Origin of the sequence: Azoarcus sp. L1K30 (assembly GCF_018122735.1) — a bacterium.
Taxonomy (GTDB): domain Bacteria; phylum Pseudomonadota; class Gammaproteobacteria; order Burkholderiales; family Rhodocyclaceae; genus Parazoarcus.
In genome coordinates this window covers 3,037,071-3,062,221 of sequence record NZ_JAGRRD010000001.1, presented here as the reverse complement: position 1 = coordinate 3,062,221, position 25,151 = coordinate 3,037,071, and the positions used below count along the sequence as shown (strand labels likewise).

Annotated in this window: 20 protein-coding genes; 17 read left to right on the top strand and 3 right to left on the bottom strand. The window is 61.2% G+C overall.

Annotation, left to right across the window (positions count from 1 at the left end; translation table 11 throughout):
- The first annotated feature begins 217 nt into the window (after positions 1-217).
- The gene (locus tag J5J83_RS14130; RefSeq protein ID WP_212350170.1) at positions 218-3,136 is read left to right on the top strand and encodes a hypothetical protein; all 2,919 of its coding nucleotides are present in this window, start codon (positions 218-220) and stop codon (positions 3,134-3,136) included.
- A gap of 122 nt (positions 3,137-3,258) precedes the next feature.
- On the opposite strand, the gene J5J83_RS14125 is transcribed toward J5J83_RS14130, so the two are convergent.
- From J5J83_RS14125 to J5J83_RS14115, 3 genes are read right to left on the bottom strand one after another with little or no spacing between them, the layout of a single operon-like run.
- Positions 3,259-5,034: a hypothetical protein gene (locus tag J5J83_RS14125; protein ID WP_212350168.1), complete on the bottom strand. Its 1,776-nt coding sequence runs from the start codon at positions 5,032-5,034 to the stop codon at positions 3,259-3,261.
- On the bottom strand, positions 5,031-5,990 hold the full coding sequence (locus tag J5J83_RS14120; RefSeq protein ID WP_349251898.1) for a DPM/DPG synthase family glycosyltransferase: 960 nt from the start codon (positions 5,988-5,990) through the stop codon (positions 5,031-5,033). Before J5J83_RS14120 ends, J5J83_RS14125 begins: the two co-directional genes overlap by 4 nt.
- 26 nt (positions 5,991-6,016) lie before the next feature.
- Positions 6,017-6,364 carry an EamA family transporter gene (locus J5J83_RS14115; protein WP_212350164.1) on the bottom strand — a complete coding sequence of 116 codons (348 nt, stop codon included), beginning with the start codon at positions 6,362-6,364 and terminating at the stop codon, positions 6,017-6,019.
- Positions 6,365-6,830: 466 nt separating this feature from the next.
- On the opposite strand from J5J83_RS14115, the gene J5J83_RS14110 reads away from it, so the two are divergent.
- The 16 genes from J5J83_RS14110 to J5J83_RS14035 all read left to right on the top strand — a co-directional run bounded on the left by J5J83_RS14110 (position 6,831) and on the right by J5J83_RS14035 (position 25,091).
- Positions 6,831-8,648, top strand: a complete 1,818-nt coding sequence (locus tag J5J83_RS14110; protein ID WP_349251950.1) for a nucleoside-diphosphate sugar epimerase/dehydratase — start codon at positions 6,831-6,833, stop codon at positions 8,646-8,648.
- A 135-nt stretch (positions 8,649-8,783) separates the two neighbouring features.
- Complete coding sequence (gene gspE, locus J5J83_RS14105; protein WP_212350160.1) at positions 8,784-10,514, top strand: type II secretion system ATPase GspE; 1,731 nt, start codon at positions 8,784-8,786, stop codon at positions 10,512-10,514.
- Positions 10,507-11,763: a type II secretion system F family protein gene (locus J5J83_RS14100; protein WP_212350158.1), complete on the top strand. Its 1,257-nt coding sequence runs from the start codon at positions 10,507-10,509 to the stop codon at positions 11,761-11,763. The genes gspE and J5J83_RS14100 overlap by 8 nt, the downstream gene beginning before the upstream one ends.
- A 28-nt stretch (positions 11,764-11,791) precedes the next feature.
- Positions 11,792-12,229: a type II secretion system major pseudopilin GspG gene (gspG, locus tag J5J83_RS14095; RefSeq protein WP_212350156.1), complete on the top strand. Its 438-nt coding sequence runs from the start codon at positions 11,792-11,794 to the stop codon at positions 12,227-12,229.
- A gap of 19 nt (positions 12,230-12,248) precedes the next feature.
- The gene (locus J5J83_RS14090) at positions 12,249-12,707 is read left to right on the top strand and encodes a type II secretion system protein (protein ID WP_212350154.1); all 459 of its coding nucleotides are present in this window, start codon (positions 12,249-12,251) and stop codon (positions 12,705-12,707) included.
- Complete coding sequence (locus J5J83_RS14085; protein WP_212350152.1) at positions 12,704-13,081, top strand: prepilin-type N-terminal cleavage/methylation domain-containing protein; 378 nt, start codon at positions 12,704-12,706, stop codon at positions 13,079-13,081. The genes J5J83_RS14090 and J5J83_RS14085 overlap by 4 nt, the downstream gene beginning before the upstream one ends.
- Positions 13,078-13,731 carry a prepilin-type N-terminal cleavage/methylation domain-containing protein gene (locus J5J83_RS14080; protein WP_212350150.1) on the top strand — a complete coding sequence of 218 codons (654 nt, stop codon included), beginning with the start codon at positions 13,078-13,080 and terminating at the stop codon, positions 13,729-13,731. The genes J5J83_RS14085 and J5J83_RS14080 overlap by 4 nt, the downstream gene beginning before the upstream one ends.
- 1 nt (position 13,732) lies before the next feature.
- On the top strand, positions 13,733-14,641 hold the full coding sequence (locus J5J83_RS14075; protein WP_212350148.1) for a type II secretion system protein GspK: 909 nt from the start codon (positions 13,733-13,735) through the stop codon (positions 14,639-14,641).
- Positions 14,638-15,663: a PilN domain-containing protein gene (locus J5J83_RS14070; protein ID WP_212350146.1), complete on the top strand. Its 1,026-nt coding sequence runs from the start codon at positions 14,638-14,640 to the stop codon at positions 15,661-15,663. Before J5J83_RS14075 ends, J5J83_RS14070 begins: the two co-directional genes overlap by 4 nt.
- Complete coding sequence (gene gspM, locus J5J83_RS14065) at positions 15,660-16,208, top strand: type II secretion system protein GspM (protein WP_212350144.1); 549 nt, start codon at positions 15,660-15,662, stop codon at positions 16,206-16,208. Before J5J83_RS14070 ends, gspM begins: the two co-directional genes overlap by 4 nt.
- Complete coding sequence (locus J5J83_RS14060; protein WP_212350142.1) at positions 16,205-16,876, top strand: hypothetical protein; 672 nt, start codon at positions 16,205-16,207, stop codon at positions 16,874-16,876. Before gspM ends, J5J83_RS14060 begins: the two co-directional genes overlap by 4 nt.
- A gap of 11 nt (positions 16,877-16,887) precedes the next feature.
- Positions 16,888-19,314 carry a type II secretion system secretin GspD gene (gspD, locus tag J5J83_RS14055; RefSeq protein WP_212350141.1) on the top strand — a complete coding sequence of 809 codons (2,427 nt, stop codon included), beginning with the start codon at positions 16,888-16,890 and terminating at the stop codon, positions 19,312-19,314.
- 143 nt (positions 19,315-19,457) lie between these two features.
- Positions 19,458-19,886 (top strand): hypothetical protein, encoded by a 429-nt coding sequence (locus J5J83_RS14050; protein WP_212350139.1) that lies wholly within the window; start codon positions 19,458-19,460, stop codon positions 19,884-19,886.
- 171 nt (positions 19,887-20,057) lie between these two features.
- Positions 20,058-21,500: a hypothetical protein gene (locus tag J5J83_RS14045; RefSeq protein WP_212350137.1), complete on the top strand. Its 1,443-nt coding sequence runs from the start codon at positions 20,058-20,060 to the stop codon at positions 21,498-21,500.
- Positions 21,501-21,574: 74 nt separating this feature from the next.
- Entirely contained in the window at positions 21,575-22,666 is a 1,092-nt protein-coding gene (locus J5J83_RS14040) for an acyltransferase (protein ID WP_212350135.1), read from the top strand.
- 94 nt (positions 22,667-22,760) lie between these two features.
- On the top strand, positions 22,761-25,091 hold the full coding sequence (locus J5J83_RS14035) for a tetratricopeptide repeat protein (RefSeq protein WP_212350133.1): 2,331 nt from the start codon (positions 22,761-22,763) through the stop codon (positions 25,089-25,091).
- The last annotated feature ends 60 nt before the right edge of the window (positions 25,092-25,151 follow it).

Here is a 25,151-nt window from a genome sequence, read left to right as displayed (position 1 = left end):
ATCCTCATGTTTGTCGCTGCGCGGCAGGTGGCGTCCGAGCACAACGTGGTAGAGTCTCGCCGCTTACGGGTTTCGTATGCCTTCCGCTCTGTCGTTTCAGACGGAATGATCTTGAACCGACTGCTTCAACAGTACTTGCAAGGCACGATCATTGAATTCCGGGGCTCGCGCCAGGGGCAATTCGCAAGTGCTGTCGGAGCCAAAAGTGTCTTGGGCCATGTCGCGAATTCTCTCCATCGTTCCGGTCTTGTTGTTGCTATTTCTGGGGGGTGCGCTTGATCGTTCGATCGAGCGCACCCGGCTGACCCATACCTGTGTGGCGCGCGGAAGCGTCGATACGGTTTCGCCGCTCATGATGTCACCCAATGGCGTGTCGATATCCGGCTGGGCTGTCGATACCTCGGGGGTCGACGAGGTTCAGGCGGTTGCGGGCGGACGGGTGATTGCGAGTGTGAAACCCGGCCACCGCCGCGAGGACGTCAGCAATTACCTTGGTGCATGTGCGGACAACACCTTGCCAGGATTCGACCTGGCACTGTCTGCCGGCGATATTTCGCCAGCGCAAGAGATGCTCGAGATTCGGGCGCGTACGCAGTTGGGGTGGTACCGGATTGGACGCGTGAAGCTCGAGTGGCCGCGCCCCTTCGCTCATCTGGATACGGATCAGCCCATTCGCTGGAACGGGCGCAATGTCATCAGTGGTTGGGCATTGAGCGACGCCGCACCTGTAGCGGTCACGGTATTGGCCGACGGTCGCGAGATTGCACAGATGACGGCAAAGTCCGGTCGAGACGATGTGGGGCGTGTCTTCCGCTTCTGGCCGCACGCCGACCGGTCGGGTTTCGAGGTGCGCCTGAACATCGGGAGTCTGCCGCGCGGGCGTTTTCCGCTCACGCTTCGCTTCGTGGATGGCGCAGGACGCACATCGGAGTTGCCAGGGCCGGTGCTGGAAAACGATGAGGCGATCGGGCGCGTCGAAAGTGCGGTATCCATCTTGCTCGATCCAGCGTCAATCGAATTTCAGGCCTGGGCTCAGACCGACGGTGGCATTGCGGGCGCCCGTGTGGAGACCGAGGCCGGGATGGTTCTTGGCCCGATGCAGCCGGTGCATGCGCCTGCGTCCGCCGAACGGCCGGCGACAGACAGTGACGTGGCCAGCGATGGTTCCCAGCGACTGCCCCGCGAACAGCTCTTTCGCTTCAATGGCAAGCCTGACGCATTGCCGGAAGGGCTGCACAGGCTCGTCGTTCGTGTGACGGATGGTGGAGGGGTAATCACGTCGTTGCCCGGGCCATTGCTGTGGAAGGGCGCCATCGAGGATGCGCAGTGCGCGGGAGAGCCACTCCGGGTGTTCTTTCCCGGGCCATTGAGTTTCTTCCGCTCTGGCGCGTCGCAGATGCAGGCGCAGAGAACGCTCGTTGGCCATGGCTGTGTGGAAGTCGGCATGCGCGGCCGGGTGGAGTATCTCCGCTCAACGCTCGGAAAGGCGCAGGATTTCATATTCGATCCGGATTTGCCCGAGTCACATCGCATCATCGACGGCAAGGAAATGACCGGTGGCAGTCTGCGCGGATTCCTGAACATCGCCTGGGAGCATAAAGCGCCGTTGCTGATCACGCTCGATGGTGGCGTATGGGCCGATTCGGCGTTTTCGGTACCGGAACTGGATATCGTGGATTGGCTGGAACAGGATCCGACGACTGTGCAGTGGAATCAGCACGGGGTTGCGGAGCCCGACGATGCGCTTTCCAACCTTCCCGGTTCCATCGCCAGCCCGCAACTGGCGCGGATGATGAGCCTGAACCGGTTCAACGAACGCTTTTTGGCCTACAAGAAGCGCAACCTGCAGGCGGCTGTGCGCGAGATCGTTGCCTTCATGGCGGCGCATCCCGAACAGTATGTGGCCATCAGCCTGGACCCGGATCAGTACATCAATCCGTGGTTCTTTCTGACGCAATGGTATGACTACAACCCCGACACCCTGCGTCAGTACCGGGAATGGCTCTTTCATCTTGGGCCCTACGCCGACGGCGCGCCGTGGGCGAGCGAGCGGGCTGCCACCAAGTGGACGCTCGAGCGCGCATCCCGAGCGGCAGGGCGAGTGTTTGCCAAACTGGAGGATGTCGAGCCGCCGCGCGGCGCGCTTGATTATGCTGATCCGTGGCAGCAGGTGTGGACCCAGTTCAAGCGCCATCTGGTTGCACGTCATTACGCCGATCTTGCCGCCTGGGCGGTGGAGGCAGGGCTGCCGCAGGATCGGGTGTTTACCGGGCAGACTTTCATTCAGAGTGATGTATCGGTTGATCCACTGGACAAGGCGACGGGCTGGACCGACCAGGCGGGCGTTTCGATCCGCGGCGCGAAGCCGCCCAAAGGGCATCTGTGCGCAATTCTGTATGGTCCCGCCAGTCGCGATGAAGGCCGTCCGCGCAGCGGGGTAAGTCTGAGCCAGAACATTCGCAGTGTGGATCCGGGCTGGGGAAGCTGCGAGTTCCACCCGGCGACAATCGATCAGCCCGAACGCATTCCATCGAACGACGAATCGTATCGTACGCTCTTGACCATGATGAACGCGGGCGCCCGCTATCTGTCGCCGATGTGGGGAAGTCGCGCGCAGGATCAGCGCACGCGACCGGAGCATTTTCGCGCTTACGACTCCTATGAAGGGACGCCGTTCGAAACGCAGTTCATCTGGTGGTTGAAGCAGCGCAGTGCATGGCCGGTAGGCACGATGTTGTTTCCATTCGGCAATGATCTGGTGGCAAGCGATGATGGATGGCATGCTGGTGAAGACACAACGCTCGTCAGCGAGCGCGGAGTGTTGCGGCTGAAGGGGTCTGTACCGGTATTGCATTCGCCAGCCTGGGATGGGTTGGAACCTGGGCAGGGATTCGAACTCAGCGTCTCTGGCACTTGGCAGCAGCAGGCGGCATCGCTCGTGGTGCAATTCGCAGCGCCGGAAGGGAGGTCGAGCGTGGAACTGCCGTGCACTCAAAGTGCCATTGGCATGCAGTGCGCGATTGCAGCCAGACCCGGTGCGGCAATGACAAGTCTGGCCCTGAAGTGGAAGGAAGGGGGCGAGATCGTGGTCGATCAAATCGTCATCAAGCGAAATGACGAGGCCGGCGAAAAGTAACTGTCGTCAAGAATGAATGCGTGCGGGAGAGTATGCGTGAACAGGCGTTTGTCGGCGCTGTCTGCGTGCAGTACACCACCAGGCGCTACGGCAAGGCTTGTCCTGGAGGAGCCTGACCGGAATCAGTCATTGTTTTGAGCCGCTTGTTGGATCTGTTCCAGATAGTGCGGGCCTCGGGTGATCGTGTGGATCTTCAGGTCTTCCAGCGCAAGCCGGGTACCCACGGGGCAGCTCATGCGTATGCGCAGGGTGCCGCCCATGGGGGTGAGTGAGTTCAGTGCCAGCGTGCCAATACTGATCGTCTGCGGAGGCTTCATGTGGTTCAGGGGAACATGGGTGCTTCTGAACGGACCGCCCGGCGGTAGATAGTCGAGCCAGACCTCGTCGCAGTCCTTATCGAAGTTCAGGGCATGAAACTGCACGATCGGTATTCCGACGGGTTGGAGATATGTCAGTTGCTCCCAGATGATATACGCGTCCTTTTCAGTGCTGCGTGCGCCCGCGGGGGAGAAGGGATTGCCATCCAGCCCCTGCCATTTCAGAAGAGCGGGCTCCGCTACGGCGATCGTGCGATGCGGCACATGGGCCAAATCCGGCATCAGCGGACGCGTGTGGCGTTGGTGCAGGTAGCCTGTCGCTACGCCCAACATCGTGATGGCGATACATGCGGCCAGTGCGCGGCGACGGGCGCTGGCCTGCCAGATGGCGGCCACACCAAAGGCCGCCAGCATTGTCAGCGGGAGCTCGATGGCGCCGATTGCATAGCGCGTACTGTGCATGACCAGGCTCATGATCGCTACCTGATAGGCTGCAATGCAGCACAGCATCCAATGGTAGGGTTCGCGCCGGTAACGCCAGAGACCAAAAGCGGTGAGGACGATCAGCAGGACATGCGAGGCACGGGCGTTGAACACCTTGCGGCTAAGGTCGCCCTGGCTGAAAAATAACGTGGCACCTGCCTTCTGCATCAGCAGCTTGGCCAGCACCGGCATCGGCATGTCGATCAGCTCCGCTTTGGCCAACTGGCTCAAGCGCTTGTCGCCTTCGATGGACAGGTGGTCTCCCATCCCGGCGAGTACTTGAAAGTGGTCGTGCCCCAGGCCGAAATAAGGTGGTTCATAGCCAGCCACCGCCGGGTTAAGTCCGAAGTAAAGCGCGGCTCCGCTGCCGGTGGCGACCATTGGAAGGTCAAACACGATCTTGTTGTACGCGATATAGCTTGCCGTGCCGCCCCCGGCGATCAGGTGCAGTATCAAGAGTGGGGTGGCGATGCTTCGGAGTCTCGGTGTGCCGCGCCAGAGCAGCAGGGCACAGGCGCCAATGGCAGCCAATATCCAGTAGATATAGGTGGCCCTGCACAGGATCGACATCAACAGCGCGATGCCCCCAAGTGCCACCGGCCAGCGACGCTGCGGCGATTCGCAGATCAGTGCGCAGCACCATAGCCAGAGGCTCAGGAACAGCAAGTGAGGGGGTTCGCTCAGCGCCGAGATCAAGACTTCCGGCATCAGGGGCGACAGGGCGATCAGCCAGGCGACTGCCGTGGCGGCGACGAAACCGGCGATTCGGCGCAGGGCGTCGAATGACAGCAGCAGGATCAAGCCGCTCAAAGCCAGATTGGCCTGCACTGCAAGGTCGTTGTCGGCGCCGAACATGGCAAGGTAGATGAACGAGCCGGGCGCGACGATCAGGTGGGCCGGGTCGGCGAACAGCCCGGCCGCGTCCTCCAGAAAGCGACGCGCCAGCGGGAGGTAGGTGGCCTGCGTGTCAAATCGGATGATGTGGGTTAGCGGTGACGCCCGGTAATGCAGCTGCTGGACCAGCAGCGGCAAGAACAGGCCAAAGAACCAGGCAAAAGGCCGCTCCCGGAGGGCCGCGACAAACCGTGATGCATTCATTCTGGATGTGCCTGGTGCGGTGAGAGATGAGGATGAAGCGGTTCTTGGGGCGTGCTGCTGATGTCGTAATGCAGGAAGGCGATCAGCAGCTGAGTGCCGATCAGGATCGGCAAGGCTGCCAGCATCACGGTGCCGCTGGTGGCCGGTATGCCTTGCAGACCGCTGCTGACCCAGTGCCCCAGGCCGAACAGGGTGCCACCCATGAGGAACAGCCCGCCCATCAGGCTGTACAGCGAGCCGATGTTGAAGTCCCGCAGCCAGTAGTTGTACACGTAGCGCCGGCAAAGGCGGGAGAGGTGCTTGGCCGCGAATTCCGGCAGGATCTTGCGCACGTTCAGGCCAGAGGTCTCGTCAGCATAGACGGCATCCATTGGCACATCTTTCACCACCGCTCTCGCCGTATTCAGGCGAAACAGCATGTCGGATTCGAAGAAATAGCGGGTTTCCAGCTTCTCCAGGGGCAGCTCACGTAACACCTGCGTGTGAATGGCGGTATAGCCGTTGGTCGGGTCCATCACGTTCCAATAGCCGCAGCTAAGCTTCGTCAGAAAGGACAGCATGGCGTTGCCGACCAGCCGGATGCGGGGCATCCCGCGCAGCGATTCGTGACGGTAAAAGCGATTCCCCTTGGTGTAGTCGGCGCGCCCCTTTCTGATCGGGCGGACAAAATGGGGAATCAGTTGAGGGTCCATCTGGCCATCGCCGTCGACTTTGACCACGATATCCATCTCGTCTTTCAAGGCCTGGCGGTAGCCCGTCGTCACCGCGCCTCCCACGCCCAGATTGATCGGGTTGCGCAGCACCTGGACGCGCGGATCGTGGCAATTCGCCTCGATGAAGTCGCCGCTTCCCTCAGGGCAGCAGTCGTCGACCGCGTAGATCTTCGTCACTGAAGAGGGGATGGCCGCCAGTACCTGGAGAATGTGGTTGCGAACCTTGTAGCAGGGGATGGTCACAGCGATTTTCATGAAGGCTTGCTACTTCAGGTTGATGCTGCGATCATAACGCCGAGAAGAATCAATCCGCCGCCAAGGAAGGTCCGCAGGTGCAGGGGCGAACCGAATACAAGGTGTTCCAGCAGCGGCACGATCAGAAACGCCAGTCCCATGAACGGGTAGGCCAGGTGCAGCGGCACGTGGCGCAGGATCCAGATCCAGAACAAGGTGGTGAATCCGTACAGGGCAAGAGCGGCAATCAGCGCACCATTGAAGGCCCACGCCTGCCAGTCAGTAGCGTCCTGGATGTTTAGCGCGGCTTGCTTGAACAGTATCTGGCCGGCCGCGATGCCAGTGACGCATAACAGCGTCGCAAGAATGTACAGGAGCGGCACACGAGGTCCTTGCGGTGATCTTCGCCAATAAAGGCATAAATGGCGGAAACCCGTAATTGTACTTGATCCAGATAACTGGAGCCAGAAGGCCGCACGTAGCGGTATGCCAGTTGCTTCGCATGTTTGAGGCGAATGACATGCGGCGTTCGTGCGCCCGGCGCCGACAAGTGCGCCGTTTCATGCCAAGCATTTAAATCTTCAGTGAATGTTGCACTATTGACACTGCTATCGCGCTAATACCCGACAAACGCTTACAATTCGCGGATGAAGATATTTTCGCGCGCTGTCACCATGGACGCGTTTATTCCGCAGCGGACATCCCCCGCAAGGTCAGTGCGCCTATGTTTTATTTGAATTGCGTGAATCAGGGTCTCGTGATGTGCGATTTCTTGTGCGGCCAGGCATGACGATGAGACTTCCCGCGAATTGGCGTTCCCTGACTGTTTTTGCGTTTGACTTGGCTGCCGTGCTGCTGGCCTGGACACTTGCACTGAGTGTTCGCTTCAACTTTTCCGTGCCGGACGAGTACCTGACGATTCTGTTCGGTGGTGCCGTCGTCATGTTGCCGGCCCAGGCGCTTGTATTCAGGGCGGCAGGCCTCTATCGCGGAATCTGGATCTTCGCCAGCCTGCCGGACCTGATGCGGCTGGCCAAGGCGGTCATGGCCAGCGGGGTGGTGTTGGCCATCGGTGCGGTGCTGATCCACCCGTCGCCGCTGTTGCCGCGATCGATGCTGGTGCTCTATCCGCTCTTCCTGATGCTGGTCATGGCGGGTGGGCGTGTGGTCTATAGGGTGTTCAAGGAGCAGAAAGAGTTCGGTGCCATGCAGTCGGTCGGTCGCCCGGTGCTGGTGCTTGGCGTGGGGCGTTTCGCCGCGAGTCTGGTGAAAGAGTTGGCGCGTTCGCGTGAGTGGCATGTCGTCGGGATCCTGGACGACAATCCCGCAACGCTTTTTCGTGAGGTGTGTGGCGTGCGGGTGCTGGGCCCGATTTCCAGCCTGCCGGAATGGGCCGCGGTGTTCAAAACGCGCCACGCGATCATTGCCATGCCGGAGTCGGCGCCCGCAAGGCTTCGAGAGGTGGCGAACGAGTGCATGCGCTCGGGGGTGAAGGCCTTTACGCTGCCGACCATGGGGCAGATCATCTCCGGGCATGATGCCGTGTCGCAGATCAGGCGTGTGAATCTCGAGGATCTGCTCGGACGCGAACCGGTGGTGATCGATACCCCGCAGGTGCGGGATCTGTTGCACGGGCGTGTTGTGATGGTGACCGGGGCGGGCGGCTCGATCGGGGCCGAACTGTGTCGCCAGATTGCCAGGTTCGAGCCGGCGCAGATCATTGCTTTCGAGCTCAGCGAGTTCGCGCTTTATCAGCTTGCCGAGCAGTTTGCCGATGCTTTCCCCAAGACTTCCCTGGTCGCGGTGGCGGGCGACGTGAAGGATCGCCGCCGGGTCACGGAGATTCTCGAACGCTATGTACCGGCGGTCGTATTTCATGCTGCGGCCTACAAGCACGTGCCGCTCATGGAGGAAAACAATACCTGGCAGGCCGTGCGCAACAACGTACTGGGTACGTGGGTGCTGGCACAATCGTGCGCGAGCATCGGTGTCGAGCGTTTCGTGCTGGTATCTACGGACAAGGCGGTGAATCCGACCAATGTCATGGGGGCCACCAAACGCCTGGCCGAGATTATCTGCCTCGTATTGCAGGCAAAGTCAAAGCTTACGCGCTTCGAGATGGTGCGCTTCGGTAATGTGCTGGGCAGCGCGGGTAGTGTGATTCCCAAGTTCCAGGCCCAGATCGAGCGCGGTGGACCGGTTACCGTGACGCACCCGGAGATCACGCGGTATTTCATGGCGGTGAATGAGTCGGCGCAACTCGTTTTGCAGGCGGCGGCAATGGGCGAGGGCGGAGAGGTTTTCGTCCTGGATATGGGTGAGCCGGTGAAGGTGCTCGATCTGGCCCGCGACATGATTCGCCTTTCTGGCCATACCGAGGACGAGATTCCGATTGTGTTCAGTGGGCTTCGCCCCGGCGAGAAACTCTACGAAGAGGTGCTCGCCGATTACGAGAAGACCCGGCCTACACATCACCCGAAGCTGCGCGTGGCTGGCGCGGCGCCGCCGGAGGGGTTCGAGATTGACGGGCTGATCCGGTGGATCAATTCGGCGAAGATTCGCACCGACGACGAGGTTCGTCGTGACCTCAGGCGCTGGGTTCCCGAATATGTGCCCTATAATCCTCCGCGCCCCTACCTCGTCGAACCGGCGGTTGCAGTCGTCTAGGACGGGTGTCGTGGCAAACCGGGCACGGATCGACGCGTGAAGTCCTCGCCCGGCACTGCAAGTGCAGTCGGCCACTGGGCGCGCGGGTACTTCCCCCGCGACAAAATCTCCACTTCTAGCGTGTCGCCTGATTGAATGTCAAACCAGCCCACAGAGCAGACCGAACCCTCGCTTCCCCCACTTCAGACGGCGCGCCCCAAGCTGGGCGAACTGTTGCTGAGTGCTGGAAAGCTGAATGCGCGCGATCTCGATCGTGCACTCTCTGCACAGGACGAGATGGGCGGCATGCTCGGTCGCGTGCTGGTCCGGCTTGGCGTGGTGTCGGAGGCCGATATCGCCACTGCGTTGTCGCATCAGCTCGGGCTTCCGTTCGTGACGGCAGATGATTTTCCCGCGGTGCTGCCCGAGATCGAGGGTTTGCAGGCGGAGTTTCTCCGCAGTCACCTTGCCTTGCCGGTGCGGGTGGCCGACGGGCAACTGGAAACCGCCATGGCGGTCCCGCAGGATGCGTTCGTGCTCAAGGCGCTCCGCCTCGCGACCGGTCTCGAGATTCGCCCCATGCTGGCGCTCGAGACCGATATCGAAAAGGCGCTGGCACAAGCTTTCGACAATGCCGAGGACGACGATGACGGTACGGCGTCGGACGAAGCCGAAGCGGGTGATTTCGTCGAACACCTGAGGGACCTGGCCAGCGAAGCGCCTGTCATCCGACTGGTCAATACCATCATCGGTCGGGTCACCGACCTGCGGGCGTCGGACATCCACCTCGAACCGTTTGAGGATGGCCTGCATGTTCGCTATCGGGTCGATGGCGTCATACACAGCGACGAGAGCGCGCCCGCGCGCCTCACCGCCGCCGTCATTTCCCGGGTAAAGCTCCTGGCTCATCTCGATATCGCCGAGCGCCGCTTGCCGCAGGACGGGCGCATCAAGGTTCGAGTCAAGGGGCGGGAACTCGATCTGCGCGTGTCGACGGTTCCCACGGTGCATGGCGAGAGTGTGGTGATGCGCGTACTCGACCGCGCAAGTGTCCGGTTCAGTCTTGAGGAAATGGGCTTCGAGCGCGAAACGCTTGCTCGTTTCAACGAGTTGCTGGCGCGACCCCATGGCATCGTGCTCGTCACCGGGCCGACCGGGTCGGGCAAGACGACAACCCTGTATGCGGCCCTGTCCAAGCTCGATGCGGAGACGCTCAAGATTCTCACGGTGGAGGATCCAGTCGAATACCAGCTCGAGGGCGTGAATCAGATTCACGTTCACCCCCAGATCGGCTTGACCTTTGCCAGTGCCCTGCGCTCCATTCTTCGCCAGGACCCCGACATCATCATGATCGGGGAGATGCGCGACGGTGAGACTGCACAGATTGCCGTGCAGTCGGCGCTGACCGGGCACCTCGTGCTGTCGACGCTGCATACGAACACGGCTGCGGGTGCGGTCGTGCGTCTGCAGGACATGGGCGTCGAGCGCTATCTCATCACCTCGTCGGTCAATGGCGTGCTTGCGCAGCGGCTGGTGAGGCGTCTGTGCGATCACTGCAAGGCGCCGGAGGAGCTGACGCCGGAGGTGCTGCAGCGTACCGGCCTAGATCAGTTCTGCACGAAGGATTCGGTCATACACGTTGCTCGGGGCTGTCCGCAGTGCCGCGGATCGGGGTATCGGGGGCGTGTCGGCATTCATGAACTGTTCGTTCTCGATGAATCCATGCATCGCGCGATCATCAACGGTGCCGATGCGACCGAATTGCACGCGGTCGCGCGCAAGGCGGGCATGGTGACGCTGTATGAAGATGGTCTGCGCAAGGTTGCGGCGGGCGTGACATCGCTGGAAGAGGTCATGCGCGTCACGCAGGATCAGGCTGATGCCTGAGTTTTCCTATCGGGCAGCCGATGCAAAAGGCGTCGTAAGCGAGGGCGTGCTCGACGCGGCCAACCGCCAGTTGGCTTTGCGGCAACTGCGCCAGCGTGGCTTGACGCCGATCCGCATCGACGAAGGTGCGAGCACTGGCGCCGCGCGCGGCCCCGACTCGAATGCAAACATCCCCTCCAGTACCGAGCAGCGGGGCGGCTGGCGGTCGCGCGGGCCGGCCAGCCAGGCGGACGTGCTGGCGCTGACGACCGAGTTGTCGATCATGTTGCGTGCCGGTTTGGCGCTGGACAGCGCATTGCGGGTCTTGATCGGCATGAGCCACAAGCCCGCCGTGGCCGAGCTGGTCAAAGGCATTCTGGAGGACGTCAAGGGTGGTGCGCCGCTGAGCCGGGCGCTCCTGGCCCATCGAGCGCTTTTTGGTGACTTTTACATCAACATGATCCGTTCGGGGGAGGCGAGTGGTCGTCTGGCCGAGGTGATGGGGCGCCTTGTCGAGCACCTCGAGCGATCGAGGGCGCTTCGGGATAGCGTCATTTCAGCAACCATCTATCCCGCCATTCTGCTCTCGGTAGCGGTATTGTCCCTGATCGCGATGCTGGGTTTCGTCGTGCCCCAGTTCGAGTCGCTGTTCCGCGACATGGGCGATGCATTGCCCCTTCCGACCCGTTTTGTATTGAATCTGGGCAGTTTCTTCACCGAGTACGGGGTCTACCTTGGCATCGCTTCCGCGCTTCTTTTCTGGGTGGTTCGGCGTTGGCTGCGGACTGAGGATGGGCGGGACTGGTTGCAGTCTCGCATGCTGGCCACCCCCATTCTGGGGCGCCTTGTTCTCAAATATGACATCACACGTTTTTCACGGTCGCTGGGTACGCTACTCGGAAACGGCGTTCCCATTCTCACTGCGCTGGGCATTGCGACGGAGACGGTGGGCAATCGCCGTCTGCGCGCAAGGCTGGCCGATGTCACGCCAAAGATGAAAGCTGGCGCCAGAGTCGGCGATGCGATGGCAGCAACGGGGCTGTTTGAACCACTGGCGATCAATTTGATCCGGGTGGGGGAGGAAACCGGACGACTCGATGCAATGGCACTGGAGTTGGCGCGCATTTTCGATCGTGATGTGGAGAACGGCATCAAGCGTGGCCTGACGATGCTCGAACCGTTACTTATTCTTACGCTGGGCTTGCTGATCGCCGGCATCATCGTGTCTATCCTGCTGGGCATCCTGTCCATCAATGACCTCGCGGTATAATTTTCGTTTTTGTTTAGGAATCAAACCCATGTGTCTGTTTTCGCGCCGATCCAAGGCGGCAGAGGGTGGCTTTACGCTGGTTGAGCTTCTCGTCGTGCTGGCCATTCTGACCTTGCTTGCGGGCCTGGTCGGGCCAAGATTGCTCGGTCAGCTCGGCGGAGCGAAGTCCAAGACTGCTGCCGTGCAGATTTCCGACCTCGAGAAGGCACTCGAGATATACAAGCTGGACGTCGGCCGTTTTCCCTCCACCAACGAAGGCCTGGAGGCACTGGTGAAGCGCCCCGGCACGGTAGGTGGCTGGAACGGCCCCTATTTGAAGGGTAGCTCGGTGCCGGTCGATCCGTGGGGCAATGCCTACAAATACGCCAATCCCGGTCCCAACGGGGGACTCGAGATTCTCTCCCTCGGCGGAGATGGCGCGCCGGGTGGTGAGGGCGAGAACGCCGATATCAGAAACACCCAGTAAGCTGCCGGGCGGCATGGGCATGCCCGGAAAGCGGAGGACGGCAGGCTTCACGCTCCTCGAGCTGATTGTCGTCTTTGCCATTGCTGCGTTGCTGGTGGCGCTTGCGCCGCCAGCCTTCGAGCGCATGCAGGACGCCGCCCGCTATCGGGAGACCGTGGGGCATGTGTTTTCGGATCTGAGATCCGCACGGTACATTGCCCAGACGGAGGGGCGCGAAGCGGTGTTCGAGGTCAATCTCCGACAGAAGTCCTATCGACTCGACGGCGGGCCGGTACGAACGGTGCCGGACGGACTCGAACTGCGTGCGACGGTGGCTGCGTCCGAATTCGACCCCGATCGCGGTGCGGGCATTCGTTTTTTGCCCGGAGGTGGCGCCACTGGCGGCAGCATCGAGATCGTGCGGGCATCGGGAGCCGGTGTCCGCGTGCGGGTTGACTGGCTTTCGGGTCGGGTAAGCCAGGAGAGCATTGTTCCTTGAAGAAGACCCAATCCGGCTTCTCGCTGCTCGAACTGCTCGTCGCCTTCTCGATCATGGCCTTTTCGCTTGGCGCGCTTTACAACGCCAGCGGCGGCAGCGTTCGCAACGTCTCGGATACGCGCAACTATTCGCGCGCCATTCTGTTGGCCGAATCCGTGCTCGCTGGACGCGATGACGTCGAGGCCTCTGGCTGGAACGAGCAGGGGGCGTTTCAGGAATATCAGTGGCGGGTCACGAGCACGCCGTGGCCGGACGTGGTCGGCGGCGTCAGCTTTCATCGTGTCAGCGTGGACGTCGGCTGGCAGGATGGTCAGCGTCATCGCAACTTCGAGCTGGTCACGCTCCTGCCCCAGGCGAAGGCAGTGACGCCATGACCCGGCCGGCGCACTTCGAGGGCTTTACGCTGGTCGAACTGATCGTGGTCATGGCCCTGCTGTCGTTCATCGCGCTTGGACTTGGCGCGGCGATGCATTCGTTTGCGACGGCGGAGCAGCGCGTCGGCGAACGCATTCGGCTCGAGGACGACCTGCGCGTGACGACTGCTTTTCTGGATAGCCTGCTCACCCGAGTAGCAATCAAGCGGCGCGAACAGGAGGGCCAGCCCGGTACCCGCCTCGATTTCATGGGCGCGGCAGGAGAGCTTTCCTGGATCGGGGTCATGCCGGCAAGACAAAGTGCCGGCGGCCTGTACCACTTCCGTCTCGTGGCCGAAAAAGGCGGGGACGGGGCCGAGCTCGTGCTGTATTTCCAGCAATACGTCGAACAGGAGGCGCGGAGGCAGAACGTGCCGGTCGAACGCAGGGTGCTTGTCGGCGATCTCGACGGTTTCAGCATTGCGTTCCTGGATCCGGAGGCGCCTGGCGGCGCCTGGCTTGAAGCCTGGCCGTTTCCTGACCGTTTGCCTTCCCACGTACGCCTGTCCTTGCAGCGCGGAGGAGACCGTTGGCCCGACATCGTCACCGCTTTTCGACCACTGCTGTCGGGTGACAGCGGCGCCGGTGGCGCCACGTTCGGGCCCTATTGAGATGAGGCGGCACACACGTCGAGCCAGGGCACGCGGACTTGCGCTGATTGCGGTGCTGTGGATGGTGGCGGCACTCAGTCTCATCGTGACCGGGCTGATCTACACTATGCGCGGCGAATTGCGCGTTGTCAGTACGCAACGAAACATGTCCGAAGGTGCGGCATTGGGCGATGGGGCCATCAGATTGATTGCCGCGCAGTTGAGTGCTGCCGGCGACGAGCGCAACCGCTACCGTGAAGTGCAGGTCGATTTCGATGGTCATGCGATCGATGTCACCGTCGTGCCCTTGAATGGCTTGATCGATCTGAGCGCGGCATCTTCCGACTTGCTCGAGCAACTCTTCGTCATTGCCGCGGGGGTCGAGCCCGATGCGGCACGGATGCTCGCAGATCGGATTGTTGACTGGCGCGACGCAGACGATGTGCCGCGTGCGATGGGCGCGGAAGATCCCGCCTATATTGCCGCGGGCAGCCATTTTCTGACGCGCGGAAACCGATTCGAAGCCGTAGAGGATCTGTTACAGGTGCTCGGGGTCGATATTGGCCTTTATGGTAGAGTGGCGTCCTTTGTCACGGTGGATGGTCGGCACGATAAGGTCGACCCCATGGCAGCGCCGTTTTCTGTGCTGGTCGTCTTGGCGGGCGGGAATGTCGAGTTGGCAAAGCGAATATTCGAGGCCCGTACTGCCGATGCAAACCTGGCGGATACGACGGGCCTGAATCCGGCAAATGTGGCGAGGTCATCCGCGTCGCGTTTCCGAATTGAGGCGAGGGTGCCTCTGTCCAGTGGAGCAACGATGGTTCGGACTCAGGAGATCGACGTGTCTGTCATGGCGCTGCAGCGTGTGCCTTGGCGCGTCCTGCGTACGGGCCAGCGTCTCGAACCGACTATCGAGCCGCATTCCAGATGACTGCAACGGCGCGCGCGCTTTCGCGCGATCAACTTCAGTTGTTCGGCTACGACCTCGGTGCCGTGGCGGACTTCATGCGCATGGGTTGGGACGAGGCGCTGCACCTGCCCATGCTCGCTTGGCTCACGCCCCAGGAGCCTGTGCGTGTCTTGCGCGCGGATGGCAGTGAGTTCTGCGCCCTTGACGGCGAGGTGCTTGCTGCGGCGAGTCCGAACGTCAGGTGCGTGGCAATCGAACTCGACGAAGACGATCTGCTGCGCCGCAGCCTTGTACTGCCGCCGATGGCGGACGCGGAGCTTCGAGCCGCCATCGAACTCGAGGCCAGTTCGGCGAGCCCCTTTGCTGCAGAAGATCTGGCGTGGACCTATCGCTTGAGGTCTGCCGATGCGGGCATGCTGGTCGATCTCGTGCTGACCTCAAAGCGTCGCATTGCGGCCTGTCTCGATGCACAGCGATCGCGTATCGGCGATGCCCAGGCGGAAGTCTGGGCGCCGGGACAGATCGCGTTTCCCGGTTATGGCGAGAACACGCGCCACAAGCGTACGCGCCGCGCGCGTGCGCGCGTACTCGGCGTGCTCGGCATCGTTGTTCTGCTCGTGGCGGGTATCCTTCTGACCCCGACCTTGCAGTTGCGTGAGCGCGCCATTGAGGCGCAGCTGGCCTATACCGCACTGGTGGGTACTGCCGCGCCGCAGGCGGCATTGCGCGAGCGCATCGTGGCCGCCAATGAGCGCATCGCCGCCGCGCAGGGCATTCTGGGGCAACCAGTTTCCGCACTGGCCCTGATCAATACGCTGACGCAGCAGCTTCCAGATGACACCGTGCTTAACCTCCTGGAGATTCGCGGGGACAAGGTGCGTATGGCGGGGCAGACGGACAACGCGGCGGGGCTCATGCAAAAGCTCGGCGCGCAGCCGTCCTTCCGCGATGTACGTGCGCCTTCCGCGTCCGCGCGAGCAGGTACGGGCAAGGAGAGTTTTACCATCGAGTATACGGCGGTCGGGGAGGCGGCAGGTTCATGAATTTGCTTCGCAGCCGTCCCTATATCGTTATCGGTGTTTCGATGCTGATGGTGCTGGCCATCCTGTCCGTACCGGTTTCGTACGTGGTTTCGAAGCACCGCTGGGCCGAGGCCAAGCTGGCGGAAATCGAGCCTCGCTATGCACGGCTGAAAGGGCTGGAGTCGGTTGCCGAAGAACTGAAGAACAGTGCCGCTGAGGCCGAAGCGGCGGTTGCGCGTGTCGCCTATCCCGCCTCGCTCGATATCAGCCAGGCCGGCAATGATGCACAGCAGCGTGCCAGGCGTGCAGTCGAAGGCGCGGGCATGACGATTTCCAGTAGCCAGGTGTTGCCGGCCCAGAAGGAAAACGGTTTCGACCGTATTCCCATTGCATTGCGTGGAGAGGGCACATTGCCTCAGCTGCAGGTCGCGCTTGCTGCATTGGCCGCGTCGACGCCTGCGCTGACGATCGAATCCCTGTCTCTGCGTGGCATTTCCCGTGGTACGGGTGGCGCGCAGCAGCTTCAGGCTCAGTTAACCCTGTTCGTGCTGCACTCGACGCCATGAAAACATCGATCTCGTCGGTGCTGATCGGACTCGGGCTGCTGCTTGCAGTCGTGCTCGCCTATCTGTGGTCCGACCCCGCTCGATATTCATGGAAGGCACCGGCGCCGCTTGCACCCGATGCGCAAACCTTCAAACCGGCTTCGCAGCCGGTGTCTCCGATCGATCTCGGCCGATTCCGCGAAACGGTCGAGCGGCCGCTTTTCGCCGCCGATCGGCGTCCGCCCCCACCCGAGCAGAAGGCTGGCGAGGCTGCAGTGGCTGTCGTCGATGGCCTTGCTGGCGCCCGGCTTCTTGCACTGATTGATGCGGGCGGCAACAGGGGGAGTGCAGTGGTCGTCGCCGAAGGCAAGACTCGACGTCTGCGTTTTGGCGAGAAGCTCGGTAAGTGGACGCTTGAACGTGCCGAAGGGCGCCAGGCAATCTTTGTCGCCGATGGCGAAACCCGCACGCTCGCGCTCGAGCGTGCCTGGGGAATTGCAGCCGCCGCGGCGGATCCGTCCGCTGGCGGTGTCTCGGTTGCCGAGCGCCCGGCTCCCGAGCGCCCCGCTGCCGCGCCTGCCCGGCCTGGCGGCATGAAAACTGCACAGGACCGTGTGCGCGAGCGGATTGCCCGCAACAATGTCCTCCGTATTCAGAATGGTTTGCCGCCGGAACCGATGCCTCAATGACCTTCTTATCAATGCCCCTCAATCGATTGCTCACGCTCGTGTCCCTGTTGTGTGCCTGCGGCATGATCAACACGGCGATCGCGCAGCCTTCCCCCGCCCCGTCGGCGCTGGCCGACCGTTCGGGCCCGCCGGCTCCAGTGGTTGAGGCGACCGTCACCGACGTATCGGCCGCGCCGGCTTCCGCGCCGGGCGGCAACCAGCCTGTTGCGGAAAAGGCGGGGGCGACCAGTTCGACCGTCGCCGCCGGCGCGCGTCCGGACAGTGCGGACAGCAAAGTTGCCGATACGACGAATGCCGATGCCGACAAGAGTGCAAAGCCGCGCATCCTGCGTGGCAACGATCAGGTCATCGCGAAGCCGCGCCCGCCTTCGGCGAACATCCGGCCGCTGCGCGAGAAAGCACTGACGCTCAAATTCGAACAGGCTCCGATCGCCGACGTGCTGGTAGCAGTCCTCGAAGATGCGGCAGGTGCCGATTATGTGATCCATCCGCCACTGGCTGGCACGATCACGCTGTCCACGCAGGGCAGCATTTCCACGGATCAGGCCTTGCTGGTGCTCGAGAGCGTGCTGCAGGCCAACGGTATCCTGATGGCACGGGATACGCGCGGTGTCTATCACATTGGCAAGCCCGAGAGCCTGAAGGGCATCGTGTCGGCACCGCGGCGCGTCGGTTCCGGACCGCTCCCGGCAGGTTTCGGATCGGTCGTCGTGCCGCTCAGCTATATCGGCGCTGCCGAGATGGCCGAAATCCTGCGCCCGGTCGCGACGCCGGATGCCTTCCTGCGCGTGGATACGCTGCGCAACCTGCTCGTGCTGGCGGGCACCCGGAGTCAGGTCGAAGGCTGGATGGAAATCGTCAATACCTTTGACGTCGACTTGCTCAAGGGCATGTCGGTGGGGGTCTTTCCGCTGAAGTATGCGACCGTGCGCGAAGTGGATACCGCGTTGCGTCTCATGACCTCCGGTGGCGGAGGCACGGCGGCGGCAGAAGGCGCCAAGGCGGGGGCGCCCGGCAATGCGGCGTCAACCGCTGCGCTGTCCGAGGCGCATCCGCTGTATGGCGCACTGCGGGTCATGCCCATCGAGCGGCTGAACAGCATTCTGGTGGTCACGCCGCGGGCGGCTTACCTGGATCAGGCCCGTGAGTGGATCGAGCGTCTCGATCAACCGGGCAGTGGTGAAACCGAGGCGCGCCTATATGTATACCCGGTGCAGAATGGTTCGGCCTCTCACTTGGCCACCGTGCTCAACGGTATCTTTGGCACTGGCCAGTCCGCCGGCACCAAGACCGATAGCGGCGTGGCCCGGGGGCAGCGCGCGGTGAGCGCTACCTCAAGCGGCTTTGGGGTGAGCGGACTTTCGTCCTCCGGTGCGTCGCGAAGCAGCCTCCTGGGTACGTCGACCTCGGGCGCCGGTGCGCTGGGCACCACCACAGGTGCGTTGTCAGGCAGCACGGGTGCAGCGCAGACGCCAGCCGTCACGGCGATTGCCAGCGGAAACGGCATCCGCGTCATCGCCGACGAACTTAACAATGCGATTCTGGTTTGGGGGACGGCTTCCGACTACACCAAGATCGAGTCGACACTGAAGCGGCTCGATGTGTCGCCAACTCAGGTTCTGATCGAGGCCAGCATCATCGAGGTAACGTTGAAGGATGATTTGAGGTACGGTCTCCAATGGTATTTCCAGGACCATCTGGCGAACGGTTACAGCGGTAAGGGGGTTTTGAGCACAACGGGCGGCGGGGTATTGGGCGGCGCGCTCGCGGGTTTTTCGTACTCGATAAGCAATCCCCTTGGCGATATTCGGGCGGTTCTGAATGCCTTGGCGGAAAAGTCCTTGGTCAAGGTCATCTCCAGCCCGTCGCTGATGGTGCTGGATAATCACACTGCCTCGATTATCGTGGGTGATCAGCAACCGGTGAAAACTGCTACGACGGTCGGGGACAATACGACCACCGAGTCAATTCAATACAAGGATACCGGGGTGGCGCTTGCGGTGACCCCATCGGTCAATGCCGGCAATGTCGTCACCATGCAAGTCGATCAATCGGTCACGGATGTGGGGGAGCAGATTGATACTGCAACCGGGCAGCGTGCCTTCCTTCAGCGCCAGATTTCGAGCAAGGTGGCAGTTCGTTCGGGTGAAACGCTCGTCCTTGGTGGCCTGATCCGAGACAACACCACTAATGGCAAATCCGGTGTGCCCTTGCTGCACGATATTCCGGTCCTTGGCAATCTCTTCGGCTCCACTGCGAATTCCAGCGCCCGTACCGAGTTGTTGGTTGTCATCACCCCGCGCGTTGTCCGCTCGGACCAGGAAATGCGCGATGTCAGCGAAGAGTTCCGCGCCCGGATGAAGGGTCTGAAAGGCTTCGGGCAATCGTCGGAAGCCCCAACCGACGACATCTTGCCTCCGGCCAAGTCTGTCCCTTGAATAACCAGGCAATCATACGGGCGATGAATGGTGGGTGATTGCCTGGTTTGATTGAATAGAACGAAAGCGGATTGAGCCGGTCGCAAGGCAGCTGAATACCTCAGCCTTATTGATTGTAGCCAGTCGTGTCAGAGAGAACTCAGATGAAGAAGACCTCCTCGTATCGCTCCAGAATTGTTACCGGCGCAATGTTGATTGCCGTCGGCATGTTGAGTGCCTGCAGCAACATGCCGCCACTCTCCTCGGCGCCGGAAGACATCGTCAAATTCCGCGCGCAGCAGCGGTGGGATGCACATGTTGCCGGTGAATGGGAAACCGTCTATAGTTTCGCCACTCCGTCCTACAGGGCATTGCGCCCGTTTGTGCATTTTCGTGGGACGATAGGAAGTGCAGTGTCGTGGACCAAAGCCGAAGTGGTATCGGTCGAGTGTGCTGAAGAGGCATGTTCGGCAAGAGTCAAGCTCGATTTTCGTTCGGCGGTCAGACCTGGTGTGAGTGAAGAGTCGAGCACATACATCAGCGAGAAATGGGTCCTGGAAGATGGTCAGTGGTATTTTCACCCGAAGCGTTAGTGCTGCTGACAGGAGGATTTCTATCGGATAGACCGCTTGATAGTTGTGTTTGTGCAACAGGTGGCTTGTCTCGGTATTCCACGGTTGCCGCAGCCGTTCGGGCTGTGATAATGTGTTTCTGCGTAATCAAACTGGTTTTGCGCTTTTACCAGACTTTTCCTAGGAGTCTTTATGAACAAGAAAATCCTCGCGCTGAGCGTCGCTGCCGCAATCGGTGGTATCAGCACATCCGCATCTGCAGCGCTGACGTTCAACGCCGACGGCGTTGGTCATATCCTGATTCAGCCGTACTTCACGGCTCAGGAAGGTAACTCGACCCTTATCAACCTGGTGAATACCGACACCGTGCGTGGTAAGGCTGTCAAGGTCCGTTTCCGCAGCGCCGGCAACTCCGACGACGTGCTTGACTTCCAGGTCTTCCTGTCGCCGGGCGACGTCTGGACCGCCAACGTGTCTGAGGGTGCTGACGGCAAGGCTGTGCTGAGCACCGCTGACAAGACTTGTACCGTTCCGGCAATCCCGGCGGGTGGCGTGTCCTTCATCACCAACAACCTGCCGCCCAGCGCAACCGATGCTGAGAAGGCTACCTGGACGCGTGAAGGCTATGTTGAGTTCCTCAACATGGGCGACATCGTCAAGGATGCTGACACGACGACCGCTGCTTACAAGCTCTACGCTACCACCAAGCACGTTGCTGGCGTTGCACCTTGCGATACCGCTATCCTGAACGATCCGACCAAGGTTGAGCCGGGTCTGTCCGCGCCGACCAGCGGCCTGATGGGCAACTGGACGATCATCAATGTGCCGAGCGCCGCTTCGTGGGCAGGTGAGTCCGCTGCGCTGGTTTCGGCTGGTGCTCCGACCAACGTTGTGTACTTCCCGCAGGACAGCAACCAGTATTTCCCGGCTGTTTCGGTGAATATGCACACGGCTGACCCGCTGCTGATCAAGGCTGACAAGGTTGCCAACTTTGACCTGCCTGACCTCTCGACCCCGTACGACGGTGACTACGCCAACGCCACTGCCCAGGCAGCTGCGCTGACGACCGCGCTGGCTGTGTCCTCGGTGACCAACGAGTTCCTGACCAACGCTGCCATCGCCGCCGAGACCGACTGGGTGTTCTCGATGCCGACGCGTCGTTACCATGTTGCATACGACTACGCGACGACCGTCGCTGCTGAAAAGCGCGTGTTCAACGTGGCTGGCGCTGCTGTGACGACCGCTCCGGTGGCTTCGTGGTTCTACAGCTCCAACACCGAAGTGTCGGGTAACCTGATCTGCGTGAAGCTCGGTGGTGTGACGAACTTCGACCAGGAAGAAGGTACGGCAACCGCTGGTGTGGTGTTCTCGCCCGGTACCATCGAAACCGTCAAGTTCTGCGGCGAAGGTACGGTTGTCAAGTTCAACGGTTCCAACGTTCTGGGCGCTTCGGTTGCCAGCGGCAGCCTGAGCACCGGTTCCACCGCGGGCTGGACGACGATCAACACGGCCAACGGCGGCTTCGGTCTGCCGGTTCTGGGTCAGTCCTTCGTGCAAGCGACCAACTCCGCTGTTGCTGCTGGCGTGTCCGGCAACTTCGGTGCCGGCTGGGCGCATCGTGTGACCCGTCCGTAATCTGGGCTGATCACCGCTTAGGTGTAGAAGGGGCAGGGTAACCTGCCCCTTTTTTCGTCAACAACGGTCTGTCCATGAAAGCCAGTTCCGGCGTTTATCTTTCCCGTCTCGATCATCTGCGCTTGCTCGCCGCCTTCATGGTCTTCATGTGGCATTTCGTGCATTTCGGGGGGGAGCATGCCTACGTGCCATTCGGACACGTGCCAGGATTTCCGTTGTTGAGTCTGATCGAAGAGGGGCACACGGGCGTTTCACTGTTCATGGTGGTGTCTGGCTTCATCTTCATGCGTCTGGCGGCCGGTCAGTCGGTCTCCATCGTTCCGTTCTACGTCAATCGCTTGCTGCGCATCCTGCCCTTGTTCGTGGTGTGGTGCCTTTTCTACGTTCAAAGCAAGAACCTGGATCCGGTCGAAGTGCTCGTCAGTTCCCTTTTTCTGCTGAATCGGGGCGCGGTACCGGGGATTGGGTGGACGGTCATCGTCGAGGTCCAGTTCTACGTCGTATTTCCCTTTCTTGTGTTGTTCATACAGAAAGACGGGGCCGCTTATCTGCTGAAACTGTTGGCGCTTGCTGTGCTGTTTCGGTTCATGGTCTGGATGCACTCGGACAGTGTCCAGCATGTTGCTTACTGGACGATTTTCGGTCGCATCGACCAGTTCCTGTGCGGCATGTTTGCCGCGTGCTGCTATGAACGTTTTTCCTCGGGGAGGCGATGGTGGCATTGGGGAAGCCTGATTGGCGGCGTGCTCATCGCCACGGTGGCGTTGCATGGACTCAATCTTCAGGGGGGGTTTTACAATAATGGCGTCTATCCGTCGTCGTCGATGCTCTGGGTATTCATGCCCCTGCTTGAAGGTCTGGGGTATGCGCTGTTGCTGATTGGGTATCTTCGAGTCGATATTCGGATTCCCCCGGTCATTGATCGACTGCTCGCCCGCGGCGGCGAAGCAAGCTACTCGATCTACTGGAATCATATGTTTGTCATAGAAATTGCGGGCCTGTGGCTGACGCGGACAGGTGTTGAGCTGAGCGGATTGCCTGCTGCACTTGCGTGGGGTGCGTTGCTTGTTTTCCCGTTTTGCGTTGGGCTGTCATTGATCAGCTACCGCCTGATCGAGCGCCCTTTCCTGTCCCTGCGCCGTCCCTACCTGTCTCACCGTTTGTAAGCGAGCCCCATCTGGTGGTCTGCTTGGGCTAAAATTCCGCCTCTTTAGCCGCCTGCAATCGGGCTGGCACATTCTGCGAGATGGAAGCGCGAACATGAATGTTCAGGAATTGGTAAGCCAGGGAAAGACGTCCGAGGCAGTTGCAATGTTGCGCGCACACCTTGCGCGCAAGCCGAAGGATGTGGATGCTTTATTCCAGCTCGGCCAACTCTTCCTTGCAGATCGCAAGACGCGCGCAGCGGAGCGTGCTTTCAGGGATGTCATCGCATTGGCGCCCGAACATGGCGCGGCGGCGTATTTTCTTGCGGAGGCGTTGCGGGCTGAGAAGGCCGTCGATTCAGCTGTCACCCAGTATCAGGAGGCTGCACGTCTTCTGCCGACCGAATTCGGGCCGGTCTATCGGCTGGCAACGATGTTGCACGAGGCAGGGCGGCTTGACCAGGCTCGGCAGGCTTACGAGGCAGCATTGGCGCTGAACCCGTCGATTGCACACGCGCACAACAACCTAGCTGCCATCCTCCTAGGGCAAGGCGCCATGGATGCAGCGCTTCAGCACTACGTCGAAGCGCTCAAGATCGATCCCAATCTGCATGAGGCGCGTCTGAGCCTGGCATCAGTGGCTGCACGGCTCGGACAGGCCGAAGTTGCGGCAAATCACTATCGTGCGGTGCTGGTGAAGTCACCGAAGAATCTGATTGCTTTGCGGGGACTCGGCGAAATTCTGCTTGCACCGGGACGATTCGATCGCAGGACGTTGGCCGAAGCCGAGGCCTGCTGGCGCGGTGTGCTTGAGGTTGCGGGTGACGATATCGACGGGCACAACAATCTTGGCGTGGTGTTGGGGCGTCAGGTCCGCAACGCCGAAGCTGCTGTGCATTTCGAAAAGGCGATTCGACTTGCTCAGCAGGATCCTCGTGGTCAGGGCTATGTCGTTGATCCCGCACAAGTCGAGAATTACGCCATTGCGTTGTCGAGCAGCGGAAAGATGGCCGAAGCGCTGGATCTCTTCAAACAGCTTTATCGGCATTCGCCTGCGAACGCAAACGTTGCCCTGGAGTTGCTGACGACGAAGTTGAAATTGGCAGATTGGGACGGCTTGCGTCAAACGGTGGACGACGTGCGAAGTGCGGGTCTTGTGGCGCGCGCAACCCGCGTTCTTCCTTTTGGCATGCTTTCCGTTCCCGGGCTCGACTTGGAGGCTCACTTGTCAGTGGCACGCGCCTATGGCGAAGCCATGCTGGGCGGCGCACAGGTGAGCGCGGCGGCGGTCATTCCGGATGGAGGTACTGATGGGACGCGAGTCTTGCGCGTGGGCTACGTTTCATCGGATTATCGAATTCATCCGGTCTGCTTCCTGGTGCTCTCGATCTTTGAGGCTCATGATCGCGAACAGGTCAAGGTGTACGCGTATTCAACGGGGCGTGACGATGGCAGCGAGTGGCGTCGTCGAGCAGAGCGCGCACCGGACGTGTTCCGCGATGTGAGGGAACTCGAGGATGATGAGTTGGCCGCTCAGATCAGAGAAGACGAAATCGACATCCTGATCGACCTGAATGGTTGGGCGAATGAAGGTCGTTATGGCGCATTCTGCTTGCGCCCTGCCGCCGTACAGGTGGGGTGGCTAGGGTATCCGGGTACCATCGGCCTGCCCGGTATGTATGACTATGTGATTGGTGATCCGGTGGTGACGCCGCTCGAGGACGCGCCCTTCTACGCGGAAACGATCGCTCAGTTGCCGCACAGCTATTTCCCGAACGACGGCGAGCGTGTACTCGGCAAGAAGCCGAAACGCTCGGACTATGGTTTGCCCGAGGATGGATTTGTCTTTTGCTGTTTCAATCAGGCGTACAAGCTCAATCCGGACGTGCTGGATGCATGGTGCCGAGTGCTCGATGCAGCGCCCGCGAGCGTGCTGTGGTTGCCGCGTGGCAAGGAGTTGCAGGCGCGGGACAATCTGGAACGTGAGTTCGTCAAGCGGGGTGTAGCGGTCGAGCGTCTGGTGTGGGCCGACCACGAGCCAACGATTGAAGGCCATCTTGCCCGCCTGCAGCTGGCCGATTTCGGGCTTGACAGTTGGCCGTACAACGGACACGCGACGGCCGCGGATCTGCTTTGGGCTGGTGTGCCCATGGCAGCGGTCAAGGGTACGACCTTCGCAGGCCGGGTGAGTGAGAGTCTGCTGCGCACGCTGGGGATGCCCGAGCTGGTCGCCGACAGCGTGGATGGGTACGTCGAGTTGGTGGTGGCTTTGGCCAAGGACCCCGCGGCCTTGCGTTCAGCCAGGGCCAAACTCAAGCGCAGGCGCAAGGCGAGCCCGCTGTTCGACACCAAACGTTTCGCCAGCGATCTCGAGCGGATGTATCGCCAGATGTGGCTGCAGCGCAATGCGGCAACGCGTCAGCCCATCGTGCTTGAAGAGGCCTGAGGGCGGGGCGGGTCGATTGACCTGGGTGGTATGGCAGGGACAGTGGCGGTGATGCTTGCG